Here is a 20,951-nt window from a genome sequence, read left to right as displayed (position 1 = left end):
TAAGAATATCCCTCTATCAGCAAACAATCTACCCCAAAAAACAGTTATATCAAGTTCGAAAATGGAGGAAATACCATTTTTATGGAATGGTACTCGAACAAAGGTCTTCATTCGAGAGTTAATTTTAGGATAAAAAACTGAAAGCACTTTTATGAACACAATAGGAAGCAGCATCGACACAAAAACGGAACATTTCAAACGCAACTATGAACTGAACAAAACACTATCCAACAAACTGGAAAACAGAGTAGAACAAGTGAGAGAGGGAGGACCAATAAAATTAAAAAACAAACACACATCCAGAGGTAAACTTTTGGTCCGCGAAAGAATTGAAAAACTTTTGGATCCTTTTACTCCTTTTCTGGAACTCTCACCTCTTGCGGCCTGGAATCAATATAACAATGAATTTCCTTCCGCCGGAATTGTGACCGGCATTGGCAGGATACACCAACATGAAGTCATGATTATTGCCAATGATGCCACCGTTAAAGGGGGTACTTATGTACCGGAAACCATAAAAAAACATCTTAGAGCACAGGAAATTGCCAAGGAGAATCAACTTCCTTGCATTTATCTGGTTGATTCCGGAGGAATATTTTTACCGTTACAGGCAGAAGTTTTCCCCGACAAAGATGATTTTGGTCGCATCTTTTTCAATCAAGCTCAATTGTCGGCAGCAGGTATTCCACAAATCTCAATAGTTATGGGTTCCTGTACAGCGGGAGGTGCCTATATTCCGGCCATGAGCGATGAAACCATCATCGTCAGAAACCAGGGAACCATCTTTCTCGCCGGGCCGCCACTGGTAAAGGCTGCCACCGGAGAAGAAGTATCTGCAGAAGAACTGGGTGGTGCAGTAGTACATACAAGCATCAGCGGAGTGGCAGACCACTTAGCAGAGAACGACGAACACGCTATTGAAATTTGTCGTAATATTTTTGAATCCTTACCGATTAAAAAAAAGAGTAACAAAGCCTCTTCCAAAGTGGACGCCCCACTCTACCCTATCGATGATTTATATGGCTTAATTCCCAGAGATCGTGAGCCCTTCCCGGATATTCGGGAAATAATCGCCAGAATGGTTGATGGAAGTCGTTTTCATGAATTTAAAGAAGAGTACGGAAATTCATTGGTCACGGGATTTGCACATATCCATGGTCACACAGTTGGAATTTTGGCCAATAACGGAATTTTGTTCTCTGAATCAGCATTAAAAGGAACCCACTTTATTGAATTGTGTAATCACCGAAACATCCCCATGGTTTTCCTACAAAACATCACCGGTTTTATGGTAGGTAAAGAGTATGAACATGGTGGTATTGCCAAAAACGGTGCTAAAATGGTTCATGCCCTTGCCAATTCGGTGGTACCCTTTTTTACAGTCATCATTGGTGGTTCTTACGGAGCCGGGAATTATGCAATGGGAGGCAGGGCTTATAATCCACGATTGCTTTTCATGTGGCCCAACGCCAAAATTTCTGTAATGGGTGCTCATCAGGCGGCACAAGTATTAACCACTTTAAAAAAATCCAGAAAGGCAGACAAAGATAGTATTGTTAATCATGAAGAACTAAAACTCATCGAAAAGCAAATCCTTGATAAATATGAAACTGAAAGCTCCTCATGGTATAGCACTTCAAGATTATGGGATGACGGCATTATTGATCCGATTGATACTCGAGATATTCTGGGAATAGCATTGGAAGTGACAGCAAACACACCTCCCCAAACTCCCAGATATGGAATTTTCAGAATGTAACTCTTATAAAACAACGGATTGTCCTTAAATAGATTCGCTAAGAAAATTCAATAATTTTCAGACAAATATAAAAAAACACTTTACCACCACTATTGGAAATTCGACAATGAACTACGACAAAAACAAATAACCATCATGACCTGTTTAATAAAGAAATATGCGCAGAATATATGTTTTCTTGAGCTTAACAGACCTGCAAAAAAGAATGCTCTCAATAAGGAAATGATCCTTCATTTAATAGACTTCTTTTCAGGCACGGCCGAAAACGATCAATTCAGAGTTGTTGTATTAATGGGAAATAACCGATTCTTTTCTTCTGGCGCTGATCTTCAATGGATGAAAGATGCAGCTAACCAGTCGGAAAAGAAGAATATTGAAGAAGCAGCTCTTTTCACCCAACTCTATTCCACCATCTATCATTATCCCAAACCTATCATCTCATGTGTTGAAGGTGGGGCATACGGTGGTGCCATCGGACTGATGACCTGTTCCGACATTACCGTTACAACACCTGACTCTTCCTTTGCCTTTTCTGAAACCCGATTAGGCCTTGTTCCCGCCACCGTTGCACCATGGATCATTAAGAAAACCGGAACAGCATTTGCCAAATGGGCATTTCTAACCGGGAAACCCTTTTCGGGAGAAGTGGCACAGAAAAACAATCTGGCCCAATTTCTTTTATCCAATGACGAAATCATTCCCAAGACCAGAGAGTTGGCCGGCATCATTGCTCAAAACGGCCCTGATGCCATAAAAGAAACCAAACTATTGCTGAACACTATTGACGATAGAATTGTTCCCATTGACGATGATTTGAACAGCTATTGTGCCGATGCAATAGCTCGTGCCAGAACTTCTGACCAGGGACAGGAAGGAGTCAGTGCCTTTTTTGAACGAAGAAAACCATTCTGGAACAAAAAATAATGAACAACAATATTACCAAAATATTTATTGCAAACCGTGGCGAAATAGCTTACCGAATCATTCGTACCGCTTCCCGCCTTGGAATTTCAACCGTTTTACCGGTAATAAAAGAGGAGACAAAAACATTGCCGGCAAAAGCTGCAGATGAAATCCACATACTCGACAGCTCCCAACTCCACGAAACTTATCTAAATGGTCAATATATGATTGATCTGGCCAAAAAATATGGAGCTGATGCCATTCATCCCGGATACGGTTTTTTATCTGAAAATGCACAGTTTGCCAAACTAGTGGAAAATTCAGGACTCACGTGGATCGGTCCTTCTCCACGGTCAATGGCGGTTATGGCAAACAAACTTAAAGCAAGAGAATTGGCTATCGAATCTAGCGTTCCGGTCACAAAGGCAATCTCCGGGAAAAAACAAAAAATACTCGATAATCTCCATGCTCTCCAATTCCCCTTACTCATCAAAGCAGCCGCCGGAGGAGGAGGAAAAGGAATGAAAATAGCACATAATGAAAATGAGCTTATAACACAGCTCGAAAATGCCGAAAGAGAGGCTCAAAACTATTTTGGAGACAACACCATCTTCGTGGAGGAATACATTGATAATCCAAGACATATCGAGGTACAAATACTGGGTGATCATCATGGTAAGGTCATCCATCTATATGAAAGAGAATGTTCCATCCAGAGAAGATTTCAAAAAATTATGGAAGAAGCTCCATCTTCCTTAGTCAATGAATCATTGCGACATTCATTGACCTCTGATGCACTTAAACTCGCCCAAAAAATAGGCTATTACAATGCGGGGACGGTGGAATTTTTGGTCGATAAAAAGGGACAGCACTATTTTTTGGAAATGAATACCAGACTACAAGTTGAGCACCTGGTTACCGAAGCAATTACCGGCATCGACCTAGTAGAAGAACAAATCAAAGTAGCGCAAGGTCTTCCCATTTCCTTTGAGCAAAAAGGGATAACTAAAAAAGGTCATGCTATCGAAGCAAGAATCTATGCAGAAGATGCACTCAACAATTTTTTGCCGTCACCGGGGGCAATTAGCTATGTACAATGGCCAAATTCAAATAAGGCACGTATCGACTCATTTTTTGATTCGCCCACTGAAGTTCAACCCGGCTTTGATCCCCTACTTGCCAAAATGACGGTCTGGGGAGATTCCAGGGAAGAAGCCATTCAACGCTTGTTGGATAGTCTCAAAAACACAACGCTTGTTGGAATCCCTACCAATCTTCCCTATTTACGCGAATTAACAAAAACCAATGCATTTCTGTCAGGAGATACAACCACGCATTTCGCCACTATTCATAAAGATTTCTTGCAAAAAGCCATTCATCCCAACGGATCTGAAAAGACTGAGCTTCTGCTGGCTGCTTATGCGGTATGGATTACCCTTTACAGAAACAAAGAAGATCAGAAAAATGTATGGAATAAATTGGGTCACAGACGTTGGGGGAACTCCTATAATATAGCTTTGTCACATCAAAATTACACCATTAAAGCAAGGAAGAGTAATAGTGGTAACGCAATAGAATGGTCCCTCAATAACGGTAAAAAAGACAACATCCATAACATTGAATTTGGAGCCAACCAAATGCGTTTTTTTTACAAAAAAAAATGGCGGAAATTATCTTGGCATATCTCGGAGCACAGCGACTTGTTATTCAATATGGATGGACATACCTACAACCTTCTACCTGCATTCCGAATCAATAATACTCAACCTTTTACCAAAGACAAAGAAACATACGGGAACAACGACAACCGAGTTATTGCCCCCATCCCCGGTAAAATTTCGAAAATTTTAATTACCAATGGTGATACAGTAACCAACAACACCCCTGTTGCCATTCTGGAGGCTATGAAAATGGAAAACACGCTTCATGCCCAAACAGACGGAATCATTAAAACCATAAACATAAAAGAGGGTGAACAGGTGAAGGCAGGACAAATATTGGTAGAAATTAAAAAAAGTTCTAAGGAGATTATGCCAGAAGAAATCCATAATAATCAATAAGATAATAATTAAGTAATAATTGTTTTATTCTATCAATTATGATATTCACATCAGAAACTCACGAAAACTATCGAAAAAAAATCAGAGAATTTGCTGAAAATGTTATAAAACCCGAGGCTGAACAACTGGACCGGGAAGAACGTTTCTCCCCGGAACTAACAAAAAAAATGGGAGAAACAGGCCTTTTGGGCATAACCCTACCCAAAAAATATGGTGGTCAGGAACTGGATACGCTTGCCTATATTATTGCTGTAGAAGAATTGTCCAGAGTAGATGCTTCACAGGCCGCCACCGTGGCTGCACACAATAGTTTGGGCATCGCTCCCATTTATGAATATGGCAATAAAGAACAAAAAGAAGAGTGGTTACCAAAACTCACCACAGGAAATCATCTCTGGGCATTTGGATTGACAGAAGAGACAGCCGGATCGGATGCCCGTGGCACAAAGACCAAAGCGATACGCGACGGGGATCATTGGATAATCAATGGCACCAAACGGTTCATTACGAACTCTTCTAATGAGTTGACATTGGGCGTTACCATTCAGGCAATGACTACCGACGAAAACGGCAAAGAGAAGCTCAGTGCCATATTGGTTGAAAAAAAGACCCAGGGCTTTCAATCCCAACGGATGACCGGAAAAATGATGTGGAGGGCCTCCGATACCGGCCGAATAAAATTGGAAAATTGCAGAGTCCCCTACTCAAATCTATTGGGGAAAGAAGGTATGGGCGCACGCTATATGCTCAAAACACTGGATGCGGGACGCCTATCCATTGCGGCCATGGGCGTAGGACTTGCACAAGGTGCGTTCGAAATGGCTCTTACCCAAGCCAAAAAAAGACACCAGTTTGGACAGCCTATTTCCAAATTCCAAAGCATTAGCTTCAAACTGGCCGATATGGACATGAAAATTGAACTGGCCAGAAACACCCTATACAAGGCTTGCCTCCTCAAAGACCAAGGCAAATCTTTCGCCAGAGAGGCAGCTATCGCCAAATTATATGCTTCAGAAATTGCACGGGAAATAGCCGATGAAGCCGTTCAGATTTACGGTGGTTCAGGATTGTTCAAAGATAATCCGGTAGAGCGGTTCTACCGAGATCAAAGGTTGCTACAGATTGGGGAGGGCACCTCTGAAATTCTTAGATTTGTTATTGCCAGACATATGGGAATAAAGTAACACAAATATGGAGAAGGTAGTGGCGAATAACAACACAGACTTAACAGATAATAGTCCCGGAGAAACTGTATTACGACAAAATAATGATAGAAATTTAGACCGATAATCAGAAATAACCGCTTAGCAGTGACATTAATTTGATAAGATGAGCGACCGAAAAAAAGATCACATTAATATGGCATTGTCGTCCCGTACCCAAAAGGACAACGCCGACCTCAGATTTCATTATGAGCCTTTGTTGGCAGCACACCATAACGGCCGGTTCAAGACCTTCTCCTTTGCCGGGAAATCCATGAAGCTGCCCATATGGGTCAGCAGCATGACCGGCGGAACACAAATGGGTGGTATCATCAATCGAAATCTGGCACGAGCATGTGGTGAATTTGGGATGGGGATGGGACTGGGATCGTGTCGCACACTTCTTGATTCTGATAAACACTGGGCTGACTTCAATGTCAGAGAATATATGGGAGAAGATACTCCCCTGTATGCCAATCTCGGCATTGCACAAATCGAAAAAATCATTGCCCGAAATCAGGAAGAAAAAGTTGAAGAGATGGTCCACCGACTCAATGCCGATGGTCTGATTATTCATGTCAATCCTTTTCAGGAGGCCTTTCAACCCGAAGGTGATACCATTCATGTTCCACCCATTGAAACCATCGAAGCATTTCTATCCCGAACCAACCTTCGTATTATTATAAAAGAAGTAGGTCAGGGAATGGGCCCGGAAAGTTTGCGACGACTTCTTTCTCTTCCTCTTGAAGCCATAGAATTTGGCGCATTAGGAGGTACAAACTTTTCAAAGCTGGAAATTAATAGAATCAAAGAGAAAAATCCAGCCCATCTTGGACTCTTCGATCAGTTTGTTTCCATGGGGCATAGTGCCGAACAAATGACGGCTTTTGTCAATGAAATAACCGCAAAATATCCGGTAAAATGCCGGCAACTAATTATCTCCGGAGGAATCAGAAACGTGACAGACGGTTATTATCTCACGCAGATCAGCTCATTAAAATCGGTGTTTGGAATGGCCTCTGCCTTTATGAAATATGCCATGGAAGACTATCAAACACTCAAAAACTATGTGGAACAAATGCAAAAAGCGCTAGGAATAACCATGCAATATCTTGTTCCGGTAGTCAACCCCGTTCGCAAAACAGGATTTTAAGAACTTTATAAATATTAATAATGATGAATTCCGTTCTTCAAGGTTTCTCAAAACTTTCACGGAAAGAAAAAATAGAAAAGCTACTTGATGCTTACCATTTACCATCCGATTTTCCTAATCGGCTGGCCTCCTATCGTCATGCCGCGCAACAGGATTTGTTTGACGATTTTTCTGAAAATACCCTCTCCAACTATTTTCTCCCCTTTGGTGTTGCTCCTAACTTTAGAATCGATGACCAATGGTACGTGGTCCCCATGGTTGTGGAGGAAAGCTCGGTTGTAGCAGCAGCAAGCCGCGCAGCTTCTTTCTGGGCAAAGAATGGGGGATTTAAAACCACCATTCACGGCACACTAAAAAAAGGACACATTTGGTTTAAATGGAATGGACCGGGAAAAAGCCTTAATGCACTCTCACAGAAGTTGAATCAGACCTTACTGGATGCCGTGGCACCAATAACTGCCAACATGGAAAAACGCGGAGGAGGCATTAAAGAAATCTCCATTATTCCGCTACCAGACCAGCCATCGATCTACCAATTGGAAGTGCTCTTCGAAACTGCCGACAGCATGGGGGCCAACTTTATTAACTCATGTCTGGAGGAGATGAAAGAACCGCTCAAAAAGTTTTTTCATTCGCACGATGCTTTAAAACAATACGGTGAAATGGAGATCATTATGGCCATTCTATCCAATTTCACCACCGAATGTTTGGTTACGACAAAAGTAGAATGTCCGATATCGGCCCTGAAACCATTTGCAGCGAATCTTTCTACAGAACAATTTGCCGAGAAATTTAAACTTGCCATGGATATTGCCGGATGGGATACTTCTCGGGCCGTCACACACAATAAAGGTATTTTTAATGGTACCGACGCCGTCGTAATAGCCACCGGGAATGACTTCAGAGCCGTAGAGGCTGCAGGCCATGCCTGGGCCGCCAGAGGTGGGCAATACCGTTCCTTGTCAAAATGCAATATCAGCGCCGACAATATGTTTCGCATGGAGCTCACCATGCCTATGGCTCTAGGTACAGTCGGCGGATTAACACGTCTCCATCCACTGGCAAAACTGGCCATTGAGATGCTCGGAAATCCGTCGGCTAGGAAACTGATGAGCATTGCAGCCTCCGCAGGTTTGGCTAATAACTTTTCGGCAGTAGCATCGTTGGTAACCACAGGCATACAAAAAGGCCATATGAAACTACACCTCAGCAATTTACTCAACACTGAAGAGGCATCTCAGGAAGAGAAATCCGCGGCAGAACAATACTTCCAAAATAAAACCGTATCTGCTAAAGCGGTCAAAGACTTTTTAATTAATCGTCGACAACAAATTAATTCATGACCTGTACCATTCGCTCCAACGGAAAACTGCTTTTGTCCGGGGAATACTTGATCCTTTTCGGTGCCACCGGCCTGGCTGTTCCCTTACAACATGGCCAATCCTTGACGTGCAGGACCATTTCGGGGGATGATCTGATATGGCAGGCGACACACACTGAAGGCATATGGTTCTCTGCTCACTACACGTCTGATCTGGCAATAAAAAATGCGACCAACATACAATTGGCAGAAAAACTTAAAAACATACTAATAAAGGCAATCCGTTTAAAGGGGGATCCAAAAATTTTATCGGGCAAAGAGGTGAATACTCACTTGGAATTTTCCCCTTCATGGGGCTGGGGAAGCAGCTCAACACTCATTAGCAATATCGCACAATGGTTAAACATCGACCCCTACCTTCTTCTCGCACAAACATTTGGCGGATCAGGATACGATATAGCCTGTGCAACAGCACAAAGCCCTCTTTTCTTTCGATTGAAAGATAAGAATATGCCGGTAATCCAAGAAACAACGTTCACCCCCCCGTTTCTGGACCAACTATGGGTTGGATTTCTTAACCGGAAACAAAACTCCAAGAATGCCATTCAACAACATTTAAAAGATATTTCGAAGACAGAAAAAAAACTGGAACGAGCTACGCAAATAGCTCATCAAATGGCCATAGAGCCGTTGCCGGAAAATTTCATGGAGCTTATGGATGAGCACGAATCCATCATCAGCAAAATCACGGGATTAATGCCTCTAAAACAATTGTATTTTTCCGATTTCATAGGAACAGTGAAATCACTCGGGGCGTGGGGTGGCGACTTTTTTCTGGCTCTTTCTCTAATGTCGGATGTTGCCACCAAAAAATATTTTCAATCCAAAGGTTTCAAAACAATATTCAAATTTCAAGATATAATTCTAAACCAATAATATGAACACCACCTCATCGGCATACACCTCTACCTGGCAATCACCTTCAAACCTGGCCATTGTAAAGTATTGGGGTAAAAAAGAGCTACAGCAACCGATCAACCCTTCGGTGAGCTTTTCCTTGTCAAAAGCTGTAACCACAACCACCGTTTCTCTCACACCCACAAAAAGCAGCGGATTTTCATTTTACCTTAACAATGAAGAAAAGCCGGCCTTTCGTCCTAAAATTCAAAAGTTTCTCGATCGGATACGCTCCCGCATTCCTCTTATTGATCAGTTCCATTTAAACATTTACAGTTCCAATACTTTTCCCCATAGTTCCGGCATTGCCTCATCGGCCAGTGCTATGTCAGCGCTTGCCTTCTGTCTGGCAGACCTCCAACAACAAGTAGCCGGCGAAAAAAACCTCTCTATTCAGGAAGTCTCCTATCTCTCCAGAATAGGCTCCGGAAGTGCCGCCAGATCTGTTTACGGGGGATGGAACCTTTGGGGACATTTACCGGAAATACCGGAAAGTTCAGATTTTCATGCCATACCTCTCCCCATTAAGATACATCCCCTTTTTAAAACCCTTCAGGATGATATTCTTATTGTTTCCGATCAACGAAAAAAAGTAAGCAGCACTGCCGGTCATGCCTTGATGCATGACCATCCTTTTCGAAATGGGAGAATCAAACAGGCTCACAATAACACATTACTATTGCTAAAACATTTGGAAAACGGCAACTGGGAAGGATTCAGCACCATTGCAGAGAACGAAGCCATGTCGTTGCACGGGCTGATGATGAGCAGTCATCCTTCCTTCACTCTCATGCTGCCGGCAACATTATCTCTTATCAATGAAATTAAAGAATTTCAACAAAATAGTGGACTGCCTGTTACCTTTACCCTCGATGCCGGGCCCAACATCCACTTACTCTATCCCCAGAATGTAAAAAAAGAAATTGTAAAATGGGAAAATCAAAAATTAAAACCCTTATGCGAAAAGGGAACCATAATCCACGACCATATAGGTGACGGTCCCCAAAAGATCTCGCAACAGAAATAATCAATGAACCCTGAACCGGTAAATCTATTTGTCTATTTATTTTTTCTTAATGTTGAAACCAATCGATTATGCAGACTGAAGCAGGAGAGCTATTTTATTCCAAAATAATGCTTTTTGGGGAATACACCATCATTAATGGATCAATGGGACTAACCATTCCTTATTCCCATTTCAATGGTCAGTTGGCTTTCCCCAACCAAAAAAGTTATACCGACCTGGCTTTTGCACAGCGTAGCAACCAACATCTGTATGAATTTTGGTATTACCTACATACTTTATCCGAAAACCAGGAATTACTCTGCGATTTTGACACTGAAAAATTAAAGGAAGATCTGGATCAAGGCCTATATTTCGAATCCACCATTCCGGAGGGTTACGGACTCGGCAGCAGTGGAGCACTGGTAGCAGCCTTTTTTCAACGATACGTCACTGACGCCCCGCACGAAAAAAGGCTTGTATCTCCCCAAAACATCAGGATCCTTAAAGAGCAGCTGGCGCAACTGGAGACATGGTTTCACGGTACCAGCTCTGGAATTGACCCCCTCATCTGTTACATGAAACATCCTCTTTTGCTGAAAGATTTGGACCATATCGAACCAGTGGGTCTACCGGGCTACCATAAAAAACAATCCGATGGAATCTTTCTCATCAATAGTGGCAAACCCGGCAAAACAGCACCTCTGGTACAGGGATTTATGAATCAATACAATAATGACGCATCATTTCACAATTTCGTTGAAAAGGATCTAACAAGGGTGAACAATTCCTGTATTAACAATATGATTGAAAACCAAAAAGAACAATTCTACGAGACTCTTAAAGAGTTGTCAACCCTTCAGGAACAATTCCTTAGGAAAATGGTTCCTCATTCTATCCATGATTTATGGATGGAAGGCATCCGGTCGGACGACTATTATCTAAAGCTTTGCGGTTCAGGCGGCGGTGGCTATATCTTGGGATTTACACCTAACATTCAAAAAACGAAACATTTTTTTGAAAGTAAAGGTTTGGAAATCATACCCGTTTACCATGACATTAAGAATGCATTGTTCTAATTCATATCGTTTCCAAAGATTTATCTAATTTTATCCGGCCTTACAAGCGGATCAATGACACGTATAAACGACCGGATCTTAGCTATTTGCCATCTGCACTTAATTCGTAATAGCTGTTTTCGGAATTCTAAAAAATTGAATTATGCCATTACTAAAAATCAGTACCAACAAATCGGTAGATGTTGCAGCGAAACAAGTATTTTTGAAGATTGCTTCCAAGAATTTGGCTGAGCTGCTGCAAAAGTCAGAGAAATATGTGATGACCCGTTTCGATGCGGAAGGACCCATGACCTTTAACGGAACCGATGAAGCAACCGCCTATTTGGAGATAAAAAGCATTGGATTAACGTCTCAGCAGATCAACCTCCTTACCAAGGCAATGGCAGAGCTGGTGCATCAGGAACTAGACATTGACCCGGCTCGCATTTATATTGAGTTTTCGGATGCACCTGCCAACCACTGGGGCTGGAACAAAACAACATTCTAATCCGACGGCAAAAGTGCTGGGAAGAAATTCCATGGCAAAAATTACAATCATTTTTGGTGTGGGATTTTTTCCTGTCCATGCTCGTTTCATTACCTTTGACCAATCAGAAAAATCGGATTATGTTCCTGCTTGGGGTATTTACTACCAGTATACCATATTGCCTGTTTGTAGGGTTCTATCTCTTCGGTCTGGCACTTCGCATTCCGGAACAGTCGGACCACATGGAGGATAAATATAACCCTTCCGAGATTACCGGATATAACCACCACTATACCCGGGAGAACATGGCCTCCTATGATATAAATTTCCTCAAGCATCAACACTCCTTAAAACAGTCCATACAAAAAACTTTTTCCACTCTCTGTGTCATACAGTTTTTCTATTTATTAAGATTAGCCCCGCCGCTAAATCACATTTTACCCTCTTCTCCATTTTTGAGTATTAATGCCATCAGACCGCCTCCATGCCGATGATACCGTGAGAAAGTCCAAGATACGGGGAGACCACAAAACAAAGCCATTCCCCAGAATAAATTAAAGCATTAAAAAAACTTTTTCCCAAAAACGAAAACCAAGTGGTGCGTTATCTGTTACGACCATATACTCTTTCCCTTTCGGGGAATTGAGTAATTTTGCCCGACAGCGCAGCGCTTCCAAAATATTTTTTATGGATTTTGGATGCTTTTTTAAACCAATTTTAAATATACCACAAAGATGATTAGTCAAAAGTTATTGGATAAATATAACCTCCCCCTACCGAGATATACCAGCTATCCACCCGCCACTTTTTTCCATGAAAATTTTAACGGTCACGATTTTATTGAGGCCATAGAAGAATCAAACCATCATCAACCCGAGGCGGTTTCACTCTATCTTCATATTCCTTTCTGTTCCAAATTGTGTTTCTATTGTGGCTGTACCACCCACATTTCCAGAAACAATGATCTCTACGATCAATATATCGACGCCCTGATCAAAGAAATTGATCTGATTGCCGGACGCATAGATTCTTCACGACCGGTTACGCAGGTTCACTGGGGCGGGGGAACACCCAATGCATTGAACATTGATCAGGTAGAAAAAATAATGAGTGCCATTTACCGGCATTTCAAGTTTTCACAACACGCAGAAATAGCCATGGAATGTAATCCTGCTTATCTCTCTGTTCAATACATTGAACGATTATTAAAAATGGGATTCAATCGCATCAGCCTCGGCATTCAAGATTTCAATGAGAAGATTTTGCTCACTGTCAATCGCGATCCTTCAGCCATGCCGGTTAAGGATATTATTGATCAGCTTCATGCGGCAGGGGCATCGGCCAACCTGGATTTTATTTATGGGCTACCCTACCAGACCCCGGACTCTTTTAGGGATACCATTCGTCATGCAGTGGAAGCTCATCCCGACCGGATTGTTACCTTCTCCTATGCGCACGTACCTTGGGTTAAAAGTCATCAGAAAACACTCGAAAAAAACGGTATCCCGGGGCCGGAAGATAAAATGCAAATGTTTTGGAATGCTCGTCAGGAAATGATCAATGCCGGATATATCCCCATTGGAATGGACCATTTTGCTTTGCCCGACGACCAACTAAGCATTGCCCTTAGCAATAAAACTCTTCATCGTAATTTTCAGGGCTATTGCACCAAAGAAACCACCGGGCAGGTCTATGCCTTCGGAATGTCGGCCATCAGCCAGCTTCATAATGCTTATGCCCAAAACACAAAAAACATTCCCCATTACATTGATGCCGTTAACAATGGAGAACTTCCAATCGAAAAAGGATACAAAACCGATAACACCGACATTGCCGTTCGCGAGGTCATCAACCAAATAATGTGCAACAACTATCTCAACTGGAACGAAATCGCCAACCGTCTGAACATGACTTCTCAACAACTGAAATCTGTTACTCACTTTGACGTTGATCGGCTTCAGGCATTGGCCGACGACGGACTGGTGGTTTTCAACAAGGATGAAATCAATGTTTCAGAATCGGGGCGATTCCTGATCAGAAATATCGCAGCTTTGTTTGATCCTAAACTGAATACCGGGCAAAAACGTTTTTCAAAAACCATTTAAAATTGAAAGTAGGATTTATGCATGGATAGATTTCACCCAACTAAAGACCCCATTAATACACAGCCATGTAAATTCCTTTCGACCAATAATTTAAATTAATTTTACACGATTGAAACGAGCATGAACAACTAAGTTTGTCACAATAAGAAGGTGTATAAACTAATGGTCATGCGAGTTCCATCAGACCAATGGAGTAACCAATTTTTATACTGATGAAACGAGCAGTCATCATAGGAGCCGGACTTACCGGCCTCACCACAGCATGGAATCTAAAAAAATCGGGATGGGAAGTGACCATCCTTGAAAGAAGTCCAAGAACAGGAGGGGCTATTCATACCCACCGGGAAAAGGGGTTTGTATTTGAAAGCGGCCCCAATACCGGCGTTATATCGCATCCCGAAGTGGCCGAACTATTCGAAGAGCTAGTGCCTGAGATAACGGTTGAACCGGCCAATGAGGAAGCCAAAAGAAGGCTGATCTGGAAAAACGGTCGATGGCACGACCTTCCTTCCGGACTCAAAGATGGCGTTTCCACGCCTCTTTTTTCCTGGAAGGATAAATTTCGCCTTCTGGCCGAACCGTTCCGTAGACCGGGAAAGGATCCCAATGAGACGCTTGACCGAATGGTGAAACGCCGCCTGGGAAAATCCTTCCTCGACTATGCCGTTGACCCTTTTATACTGGGTATATATGCCGGTGATCCCTCCCTTTTGGTCACCCGATATGCGCTCCCAAAACTCTACAACCTGGAACAAAAATACGGGAGCTTCATTAAGGGAAGCATTAAAAAACAAATGGAATTAAAAAGGCAAAAAAAAGAAAATCCCGACCTTTACCATTATCATAAAAAAGCGACACGTGAAATGTTTTCCATGTCGGGAGGGCTGGATCAATTGATTAAGGCTCTTACCCATAAATTTTCAAAAGATGAAATTCATCTGGAATGTTTAAACCTTAGGGTATGCCCCATTAATGGCCGATATATTATACGCTACAACCAACTGGGAGAAGCCAAAACCATTGAAAGCGATGCCGTAATCACCACCACTGGCGCCCACGAAGTGCCCTCTATCCTCCCTTTTCTGAGAGACGACGAAAAACAAAAAATTAACAATCTGATTTATGCACGCGTCGTTCAGGTCGCTGTAGGATACAAGGAGTGGCGAGGGATCCCCCTCAAAGCCTTCGGGGGATTGGTACCTTTTAAGGAACATCGAGATATCCTCGGCGTTCTTTTCCTTTCTTCTTTTCTGAAAGAGAGAGCCCCTAAGGGGGGTGCCATGCTATCCATTTTTCTGGGAGGAGTAAGAAATCAGGAGGTGGTGGATCGATCCGACGAAGAAATCCGAAACATTGTTTTGCCGGAACTCAAAAAGATGCTGTTGGTTCCGGAATGCCAACCCGATCTGTTACGCATTTTCCGCCACCATCATGCCATCCCTCAATATGGTCTCTCCACCGGCGATCGACTGGAAGTGGTGAATACCATTCAGCGTCATTTCCCGGGCTTATTGGTTGGAGGAAACCTCCGCGACGGAATAGGAATGGCCGACAGAATACGCCAAGGAGTCACCATGGCCAAAGAATTAAATGAGCAATTTTCTAAAAAATCAACACTCTGAAAAACAACAACAATAACCAAAAAAGAGATTTTATTGATAATATTTTTCTGCAAAACGTTTTGAGATTTCGATAAAACACCTAATTTTGCAACCGCTTTGACAGAGAAACACACGGTTTCAGAATATCGCAAAGTATTTTTATAGTTTTATCGTTTAGGAGAGATGGCAGAGTGGTCGAATGCGGCGGTCTTGAAAACCGTTGACCTTCACGGGTCCGGGGGTTCGAATCCCTCTCTCTCCGCTCATAAAAAAACAGTTAGAAATAGAAGCTTGTAAGTCACCACTTACAGGCTTTTTTCTTTGTGCATGGCCTATAATTAGTATTGAAAATGAAAGAGTTTTGTTCTTTATAAAAAAGACCAAACGATTGAAAAATGGCATAGAGGACTCAGCTACTCATTCGCGTTGACTTCACTTCATTCTTTCAATACCTATGATATAAATTCAGGACCGTTGTCCATGTATATCCTTTGTGGCTTACTCCGATTTTATCAAATGGTTCAACACACACATGCTTTGAGGCCTTGATTGAATTATCCGGCTTTATATACAAGGCCTCCCGGTTCTTTTCATCCTTGATGTTAATGGTCTTTACTTTTCTGCCGTTTTCTATGCATCTGCACATAAAGCATCCATGCCTCTTTATCTTTGACGCCATTTATAAGGACTTTCCCCGATTTCTTTTTAAGGCGTGTAGTGTCCGGGGAAGTTTTGTAGATTTCGTCCTGAACATTGCAGCGCCTCGGAAAATTCTCTGAAAATTGCGTCCTTCTTCAAACAAAGGCAGAAAACAAAATTATCTCCAAATGGTTTACCATACGCCCGATTATGTAGTTTTGCAAATGAGACAAGGAAAAAATCCGCAAATAAAACTGAAATATGGACGTAATGTCTCAAATTATTTTTTTATTTGTCATTTGAATAAGGGTTAAAATATCAGCATAATAACCTATAAAGGAATATCGTGATGCAAATATCCATTAACGAAAATGCTCCGGTTTCAGAATGGCGGCAAATATTTATCAAGGCTTCCCCGGAAAAAGTTTGGGAAGTATTAAGCGCCATTAACGACTGGCCCAATTGGCAATCGTCCGTCACCCACGCCCGGATGGAGGGACCCTTGGCCGAAAATACCATTTTTAGATGGAAGGCAGGCGGGGTTCGGTTTACGTCTCGCCTTCATACTGTTGTTCCCGGTCAAATGCTGGGATGGACCGGAAAGACCATAGGAGCATCGGCCATTCATAATTGGTACCTTGAACCAAGAGACAATGGCACCCTGGTCAGGGTGGAAGAGAGTCTTCAAGGCTTCTTGCCCTCATTGATGAAGAAATGGTTCACAAAGGACCTTAAAAAAGGAATGAAGAAAAGCCTGAAGGAATTAAGAGCAGCATCGGAAAAAACCCCGAAATAAGGTGCCATCGCCGGACAACGTGTTACGCAAACTTCCCCTTTAGCGGGCAACGAGCCAAAGACATTTTTTCTTTTCCTAAAACAATGATTTTGTCAATGGCAGTGAAGATCCGCAGTCATGCATAGCCCATTTTTACACTCTATTACGATCTAACTCTTTAAAATCTTGACTTTTTATTTCAACTTCGATTAAAAAAACCACCCCTACCCCCTTTTCTGCATTGCGCCTCCGCGTTTTACCTCCAATTAAGTGTTGGGATAAACTTATACCGAATGTCGGGATAAGGTTATACCAGATTTCGGGATAAGGTTATCCCAGGTGTTGGGATAAGCTTATACCAGGTGTTGGGATAAGCTTATACCGGATGTTAGGATAAGCTTATACCGGATGTTGGGATAAGCTTATACCAGGTGTTGGGATAAGGTTATCCCAGGTGTCGGGATAAGCTTATACCGGATGTTAGGATAAGCTTATACCGGATGTTGGGATAAGCTTATACCGGATGTTGGGATAAGGTTATACCAGATGTTGGGATAAGGTTATACCAGGTGTTGGGATAAGGTTATACCAGGTGTTGGGATAAGCTTATACCAAATGTCGGGATAAGGTTATACCGGATATCGGTACAATAATCGCCTTAGGCTGCCTTTGTCGATCCAGACCGACAGGGGTTGCCAATATCCCGGGAAGGGGCTTCCAATATTCTCGAAAGCCGCTTCCAAAATTCTTGAAAGCCGCTTCCAAAATTCTTGAAAGCCGCGTTTGAAAACCTTAAAAGCCGCTTTCGAAAATCGTGAAAGCGGCTTCCAAAGTTCTTGCTTAAGGATTGAAAGCATTTCGCATAAGTTATCTCATCATCATTGTGAATTTTTAAACCCCAACGTCCTAATCGCGCGATTGGTAATCCTGTATAAATTCCGGTTCTTTTCACTTAGCCAAGAATTACAACTCATCGGCTTTTCTGCCGGCTATACCCCTATCTCTTCCTTTGGATTTGTTTTTAGGTTTTCAAATCCATTGTTTCTTTTCCGGGCAGCAAAAAGCCTTTCACAAAGAGAACTGGCAAAGCGTTGACATACCTCTTATACTGTTGTTTGTAAAATTGAGCGTAATGAGATGACCTCCACTGTGGAGGCAGCAAAAAAAGATGAGACATAGGATTTGGAGTTCCTGGTTTGTATTTCCTGAATTAAGTGACCAACTGTGTTGAAGACCTGCTAATTAATTGAAATAAAATATGAATTATTTTGAGTTACGAAAATTATATCGGACAGGGGTAAATTTACATTCCCGTTACATCATTGCTGCTTTGTGTTCTGAAAAATATTTTTTAATAGATTCTATTCTTAAAAGTTTCTCTCTTTTCTCCGGTTCGAGTTTTACTTCTTTATTTCCTGTAACTAAGGACTCTAAAGGTATCCCCAAATATCTATTTAAAAGAGTTATCATTTTTAAAGTCAATGGCCGTTTCCCATGTAAAACTTCTGACACTCTGGTTTTTCCTCCAAATAATGGAGCTACATCAGTTTGTTTTAAATTCATTTGTTCCATTCTAAACTTGATGGCTTCTATTGGGTTTGGTGCTTCTACCGGATAATGTTCTTGCTCGTATTTTTCTACAAGTAAAGATAAAAGCTCCATTTCTTCACCTTCCGGACTATTAGGTTCTATCGCATTTTCATTGCTGTTTATCAAAGTGTAAATGCGTTCACAAGCTTCATTGTATTCTTGCTCTGTTTTTAATATTTTAGTTTTCATAACTTACTGTTTTTGCGTCTATTTTATCGTATTCCTTATGAGTTCCAAACCAAACAACAAAGACTATCTTTAACTGATATTCTACATCAACAATCAGGCGATAATCATTGCCCTTAATATTGAACACTACTCGTTTTGAACTTATAATACTAGCATTGCCATATTTCGCTTTTAGTTCATTTGCACTGTTCCATGTTGAGAACCTAACCTCGTAAATCCAAGCCTTTACAGAATCTTCAGCCTGTTGATATTTGCTTTGCTTGCAATACTCGATTAATGTTGATTCTTTTATTATTCTCATACTTCACAAAGATAGCAAAAGTTACCCTATTTGGTAACTTTAGTTTTTTTTATTTTAACGGATGATATTTCTCCAACTCTTTCTGCAAGTCCTCCAAATTATCGGCTTCTTACCTCCCTGTACTTCTAATTATTACACCCAGCCATGAGGCTATCCCGGTTCAAAATGTCTCACCTATTTCGGAGGTCTTGTGACAGTTTTAATGATGGATACCATGTGATAGTAATCACCAAGACCATGTGATTATAATGATGGACACCATGTGATTATAATGATAGACACCATGTGATAGTAATGATAGACACCATGTGATAGTAATCACCGAAGGGTCAACCCCCCCCAAAAAAGATCAGACAATCGTAAAAACTCAGGAAAATGCGGATTAACGCAATGACCGATTGGCACCTGCAGCAAATAAAGAACAATCAGTTGACGGATGTAACCCCCGATGAATATCTGGCATTGCTTACCGATCATGAATGGGAAGACAGACAAAACAAGAAAATACAGCGATTACTTAAGCAAGCCGGTTTTCGCCAAAAAGCATCCATCGGTGATGTAAATTATCAAGCAGGCAGAAAATGGGATAAAAACATGTTTCAAAGACTTTGTCTCTTGACTTTATTAAAAGAAATGAAAACCTGATTTTCACAGGGCCCTCCGGCGTTGGGAAAAGCTATCTGGCCCAGGCTATAGGACACCATGCTTGTATGATGGAATATAGAGTGTATTATGCTATTACTTCACGATTATTTAAGCGCTTTAAACTCTCTAAAGTGGATGGCACTTACATGAAAGAACTTAACAAACTATCAAAAGTGGATCTTTTAATTCTCACGACGAAGTTCTAATGCATTTTTCGGGTTTAATAACGTTCAAACAGCCAATTTGTTATTCATACTTATTTGTGAAATTTTCTTTTTATGGAGGTTTTATTTGATTATTCATAATCCTTATTTTCTTACAACTGGTGTAATCTCCCGATCTTTAAAGGATTCATAATTATTTCTTATCCGTTCTGAAAATTGTTTTAATTGTTCAATACCTTGTTTCGCCTCTTCTTCACTAATCCTAAAACTTCTTGAGAAATCTACAGCGCTAACATGAAATACTACGTTCATGATAAATCCCTCGTCAGTTTCATAGAGAATAAAATCCCAATTGCTTCTTGCTAATTCGTTCAATACTTTCATTTTACAAGTCTGTTACTGTATAATCAATATCTAACTGCATGCCATCTGTCTTAATGACAGCCTCATTTATTCCTCCAGAAGTCTTTCCTCCCGGTATCCATTCTGTATTTGCTCCAAATTCATTACCAGAAGGCATATCTATTTTATTCGTTGGCTTAAAATCAATTCTTACTAAAGATCCATTTTGCAACTGCTCTACTGGCACACCTAATATTTTAGCCTGCTCAGCAACTGGTAAACTAAGAATCTCATCCATTTCGGTATTTGGAAATACAAACTCTGTTTTTCCTGCATCTGGCTTTCCAACACCATAAGTCTCAAAATCTGATTTAGCCACAAGCCTAGAGCCTCCTCCCTCAAACTTACTTAGATGGTTTTCAATGTAATCTGCATCAAGGTACTCACTTGGGTCAGGCCGAGAACCTTTTGGCTTTGCCAACGCTTCCAAAGCCCCTGTATTCTGCCTTAAAGCATCATCAGCACCTAAGTTATCCATTTTCTTCCATGCCTCCACCAATCCACCATCAAATTTTGCCACATCATCTATCTGACGAACATCATCCAGAAATTTACCTTTATGGGTGATCCCCATTTCATCTACTGTGTTCAGTACAGCCTTCAACTGATCACTATCGGTGATCCTCATGGCAAGCTT

17 protein-coding genes, 1 tRNA gene and 1 pseudogene are annotated in these 20,951 nt (G+C 41.5%); 15 read left to right on the top strand and 4 right to left on the bottom strand.

Going from position 1 to position 20,951, the window contains the following annotated elements:
- Positions 1 to 151 precede the first annotated feature (151 nt).
- The 14 genes from ACT29H_RS08470 (at position 152) to ACT29H_RS08405 (ending at position 17,044) form a co-directional block, all read left to right on the top strand.
- On the top strand, positions 152 to 1,759 hold the full coding sequence (locus ACT29H_RS08470; protein WP_444821188.1) for a carboxyl transferase domain-containing protein: 1,608 nt from the start codon (positions 152 to 154) through the stop codon (positions 1,757 to 1,759).
- 135 nt (positions 1,760 to 1,894) lie between these two features.
- Entirely contained in the window at positions 1,895 to 2,683 is a 789-nt protein-coding gene (locus ACT29H_RS08465) for an enoyl-CoA hydratase-related protein (RefSeq protein ID WP_444821187.1), read from the top strand.
- Entirely contained in the window at positions 2,683 to 4,722 is a 2,040-nt protein-coding gene (locus tag ACT29H_RS08460) for an acetyl/propionyl/methylcrotonyl-CoA carboxylase subunit alpha (protein ID WP_444821186.1), read from the top strand. The genes ACT29H_RS08465 and ACT29H_RS08460 overlap by 1 nt, the downstream gene beginning before the upstream one ends.
- A 38-nt stretch (positions 4,723 to 4,760) precedes the next feature.
- Positions 4,761 to 5,906, top strand: a complete 1,146-nt coding sequence (locus ACT29H_RS08455; protein WP_444821185.1) for an acyl-CoA dehydrogenase family protein — start codon at positions 4,761 to 4,763, stop codon at positions 5,904 to 5,906.
- Positions 5,907 to 6,051: 145 nt separating this feature from the next.
- Positions 6,052 to 7,077 carry an isopentenyl-diphosphate delta-isomerase gene (locus tag ACT29H_RS08450; protein WP_444821184.1) on the top strand — a complete coding sequence of 342 codons (1,026 nt, stop codon included), beginning with the start codon at positions 6,052 to 6,054 and terminating at the stop codon, positions 7,075 to 7,077.
- Between the two features lie 20 nt (positions 7,078 to 7,097).
- Positions 7,098 to 8,420: a hydroxymethylglutaryl-CoA reductase gene (locus ACT29H_RS08445; protein ID WP_444821183.1), complete on the top strand. Its 1,323-nt coding sequence runs from the start codon at positions 7,098 to 7,100 to the stop codon at positions 8,418 to 8,420.
- Entirely contained in the window at positions 8,417 to 9,334 is a 918-nt protein-coding gene (locus ACT29H_RS08440) for a GYDIA family GHMP kinase (protein WP_444821182.1), read from the top strand. The genes ACT29H_RS08445 and ACT29H_RS08440 overlap by 4 nt, the downstream gene beginning before the upstream one ends.
- Position 9,335: 1 nt before the next feature.
- Positions 9,336 to 10,382 (top strand): diphosphomevalonate/mevalonate 3,5-bisphosphate decarboxylase family protein, encoded by a 1,047-nt coding sequence (locus ACT29H_RS08435; protein ID WP_444821181.1) that lies wholly within the window; start codon positions 9,336 to 9,338, stop codon positions 10,380 to 10,382.
- Between the two features lie 68 nt (positions 10,383 to 10,450).
- The gene (locus ACT29H_RS08430) at positions 10,451 to 11,437 is read left to right on the top strand and encodes a mevalonate kinase family protein (protein ID WP_444821180.1); all 987 of its coding nucleotides are present in this window, start codon (positions 10,451 to 10,453) and stop codon (positions 11,435 to 11,437) included.
- 142 nt (positions 11,438 to 11,579) lie between these two features.
- Entirely contained in the window at positions 11,580 to 11,924 is a 345-nt protein-coding gene (locus ACT29H_RS08425) for a phenylpyruvate tautomerase MIF-related protein (RefSeq protein WP_444821179.1), read from the top strand.
- Between the two features lie 713 nt (positions 11,925 to 12,637).
- The gene (gene hemN, locus ACT29H_RS08420; RefSeq protein ID WP_444821178.1) at positions 12,638 to 14,008 is read left to right on the top strand and encodes an oxygen-independent coproporphyrinogen III oxidase; all 1,371 of its coding nucleotides are present in this window, start codon (positions 12,638 to 12,640) and stop codon (positions 14,006 to 14,008) included.
- 212 nt (positions 14,009 to 14,220) lie between these two features.
- Positions 14,221 to 15,630 (top strand): protoporphyrinogen oxidase, encoded by a 1,410-nt coding sequence (gene hemG / locus ACT29H_RS08415; RefSeq protein ID WP_444821177.1) that lies wholly within the window; start codon positions 14,221 to 14,223, stop codon positions 15,628 to 15,630.
- A gap of 156 nt (positions 15,631 to 15,786) precedes the next feature.
- Positions 15,787 to 15,871, top strand: a tRNA-Ser gene (locus ACT29H_RS08410).
- A gap of 726 nt (positions 15,872 to 16,597) precedes the next feature.
- The gene (locus ACT29H_RS08405; protein WP_444821176.1) at positions 16,598 to 17,044 is read left to right on the top strand and encodes an SRPBCC family protein; all 447 of its coding nucleotides are present in this window, start codon (positions 16,598 to 16,600) and stop codon (positions 17,042 to 17,044) included.
- Between the two features lie 1,293 nt (positions 17,045 to 18,337).
- Here ACT29H_RS08405 and ACT29H_RS08400 read toward each other — a convergent pair.
- The gene (locus tag ACT29H_RS08400) at positions 18,338 to 18,802 is read right to left on the bottom strand and encodes a helix-turn-helix domain-containing protein (RefSeq protein ID WP_444821175.1); all 465 of its coding nucleotides are present in this window, start codon (positions 18,800 to 18,802) and stop codon (positions 18,338 to 18,340) included.
- Entirely contained in the window at positions 18,792 to 19,103 is a 312-nt protein-coding gene (locus ACT29H_RS08395; protein ID WP_444821174.1) for a type II toxin-antitoxin system HigB family toxin, read from the bottom strand. Before ACT29H_RS08395 ends, ACT29H_RS08400 begins: the two co-directional genes overlap by 11 nt.
- A gap of 375 nt (positions 19,104 to 19,478) precedes the next feature.
- Here ACT29H_RS08395 and ACT29H_RS08390 point away from each other — a divergent pair.
- A pseudogene (locus ACT29H_RS08390) lies at positions 19,479 to 19,954 on the top strand (ATP-binding protein).
- 102 nt (positions 19,955 to 20,056) lie between these two features.
- Here the strand turns inward: ACT29H_RS08390 and ACT29H_RS08385 are convergent.
- Together ACT29H_RS08385 and ACT29H_RS08380 are read right to left on the bottom strand one after the other, a co-directional pair.
- On the bottom strand, positions 20,057 to 20,296 hold the full coding sequence (locus tag ACT29H_RS08385; RefSeq protein ID WP_444821173.1) for a hypothetical protein: 240 nt from the start codon (positions 20,294 to 20,296) through the stop codon (positions 20,057 to 20,059).
- A gap of 1 nt (position 20,297) precedes the next feature.
- Positions 20,298 to 20,951, bottom strand: a 654-nt coding sequence (locus tag ACT29H_RS08380) for a hypothetical protein (protein ID WP_444821172.1), incomplete at its 5' end; no start/stop codon positions are given.

It is taken from the genome of Thermophagus sp. OGC60D27, assembly GCF_052400625.1.
Taxonomy (GTDB): domain Bacteria; phylum Bacteroidota; class Bacteroidia; order Bacteroidales; family Marinilabiliaceae; genus Thermophagus.
Note: the sequence above shows the minus strand (reverse complement) of the source record. Positions and strands in the feature narration are given on the sequence as shown.

Excerpts from the sequence above, each read along its gene's own strand:
- ACT29H_RS08470 (WP_444821188.1), top strand. The coding sequence starts at position 152 with ATGAACACAATAGGAAGCAGCATCGACACAAAAACGGAACATTTCAAA.
- ACT29H_RS08465 (WP_444821187.1), top strand. The coding sequence starts at position 1,895 with ATGACCTGTTTAATAAAGAAATATGCGCAGAATATATGTTTTCTTGAG.
- ACT29H_RS08460 (WP_444821186.1), top strand. The coding sequence starts at position 2,683 with ATGAACAACAATATTACCAAAATATTTATTGCAAACCGTGGCGAAATA.
- ACT29H_RS08455 (WP_444821185.1), top strand. The coding sequence starts at position 4,761 with ATGATATTCACATCAGAAACTCACGAAAACTATCGAAAAAAAATCAGA.
- ACT29H_RS08450 (WP_444821184.1), top strand. The coding sequence starts at position 6,052 with ATGAGCGACCGAAAAAAAGATCACATTAATATGGCATTGTCGTCCCGT.
- ACT29H_RS08445 (WP_444821183.1), top strand. The coding sequence starts at position 7,098 with ATGATGAATTCCGTTCTTCAAGGTTTCTCAAAACTTTCACGGAAAGAA.
- ACT29H_RS08440 (WP_444821182.1), top strand. The coding sequence starts at position 8,417 with ATGACCTGTACCATTCGCTCCAACGGAAAACTGCTTTTGTCCGGGGAA.
- ACT29H_RS08435 (WP_444821181.1), top strand. The coding sequence starts at position 9,336 with ATGAACACCACCTCATCGGCATACACCTCTACCTGGCAATCACCTTCA.
- ACT29H_RS08430 (WP_444821180.1), top strand. The coding sequence starts at position 10,451 with ATGCAGACTGAAGCAGGAGAGCTATTTTATTCCAAAATAATGCTTTTT.
- ACT29H_RS08425 (WP_444821179.1), top strand. The coding sequence starts at position 11,580 with ATGCCATTACTAAAAATCAGTACCAACAAATCGGTAGATGTTGCAGCG.
- hemN (WP_444821178.1), top strand. The coding sequence starts at position 12,638 with ATGATTAGTCAAAAGTTATTGGATAAATATAACCTCCCCCTACCGAGA.
- hemG (WP_444821177.1), top strand. The coding sequence starts at position 14,221 with ATGAAACGAGCAGTCATCATAGGAGCCGGACTTACCGGCCTCACCACA.
- ACT29H_RS08405 (WP_444821176.1), top strand. The coding sequence starts at position 16,598 with ATGCAAATATCCATTAACGAAAATGCTCCGGTTTCAGAATGGCGGCAA.
- ACT29H_RS08400 (WP_444821175.1), bottom strand. The coding sequence starts at position 18,802 with ATGAAAACTAAAATATTAAAAACAGAGCAAGAATACAATGAAGCTTGT.
- ACT29H_RS08395 (WP_444821174.1), bottom strand. The coding sequence starts at position 19,103 with ATGAGAATAATAAAAGAATCAACATTAATCGAGTATTGCAAGCAAAGC.
- ACT29H_RS08385 (WP_444821173.1), bottom strand. The coding sequence starts at position 20,296 with ATGAAAGTATTGAACGAATTAGCAAGAAGCAATTGGGATTTTATTCTC.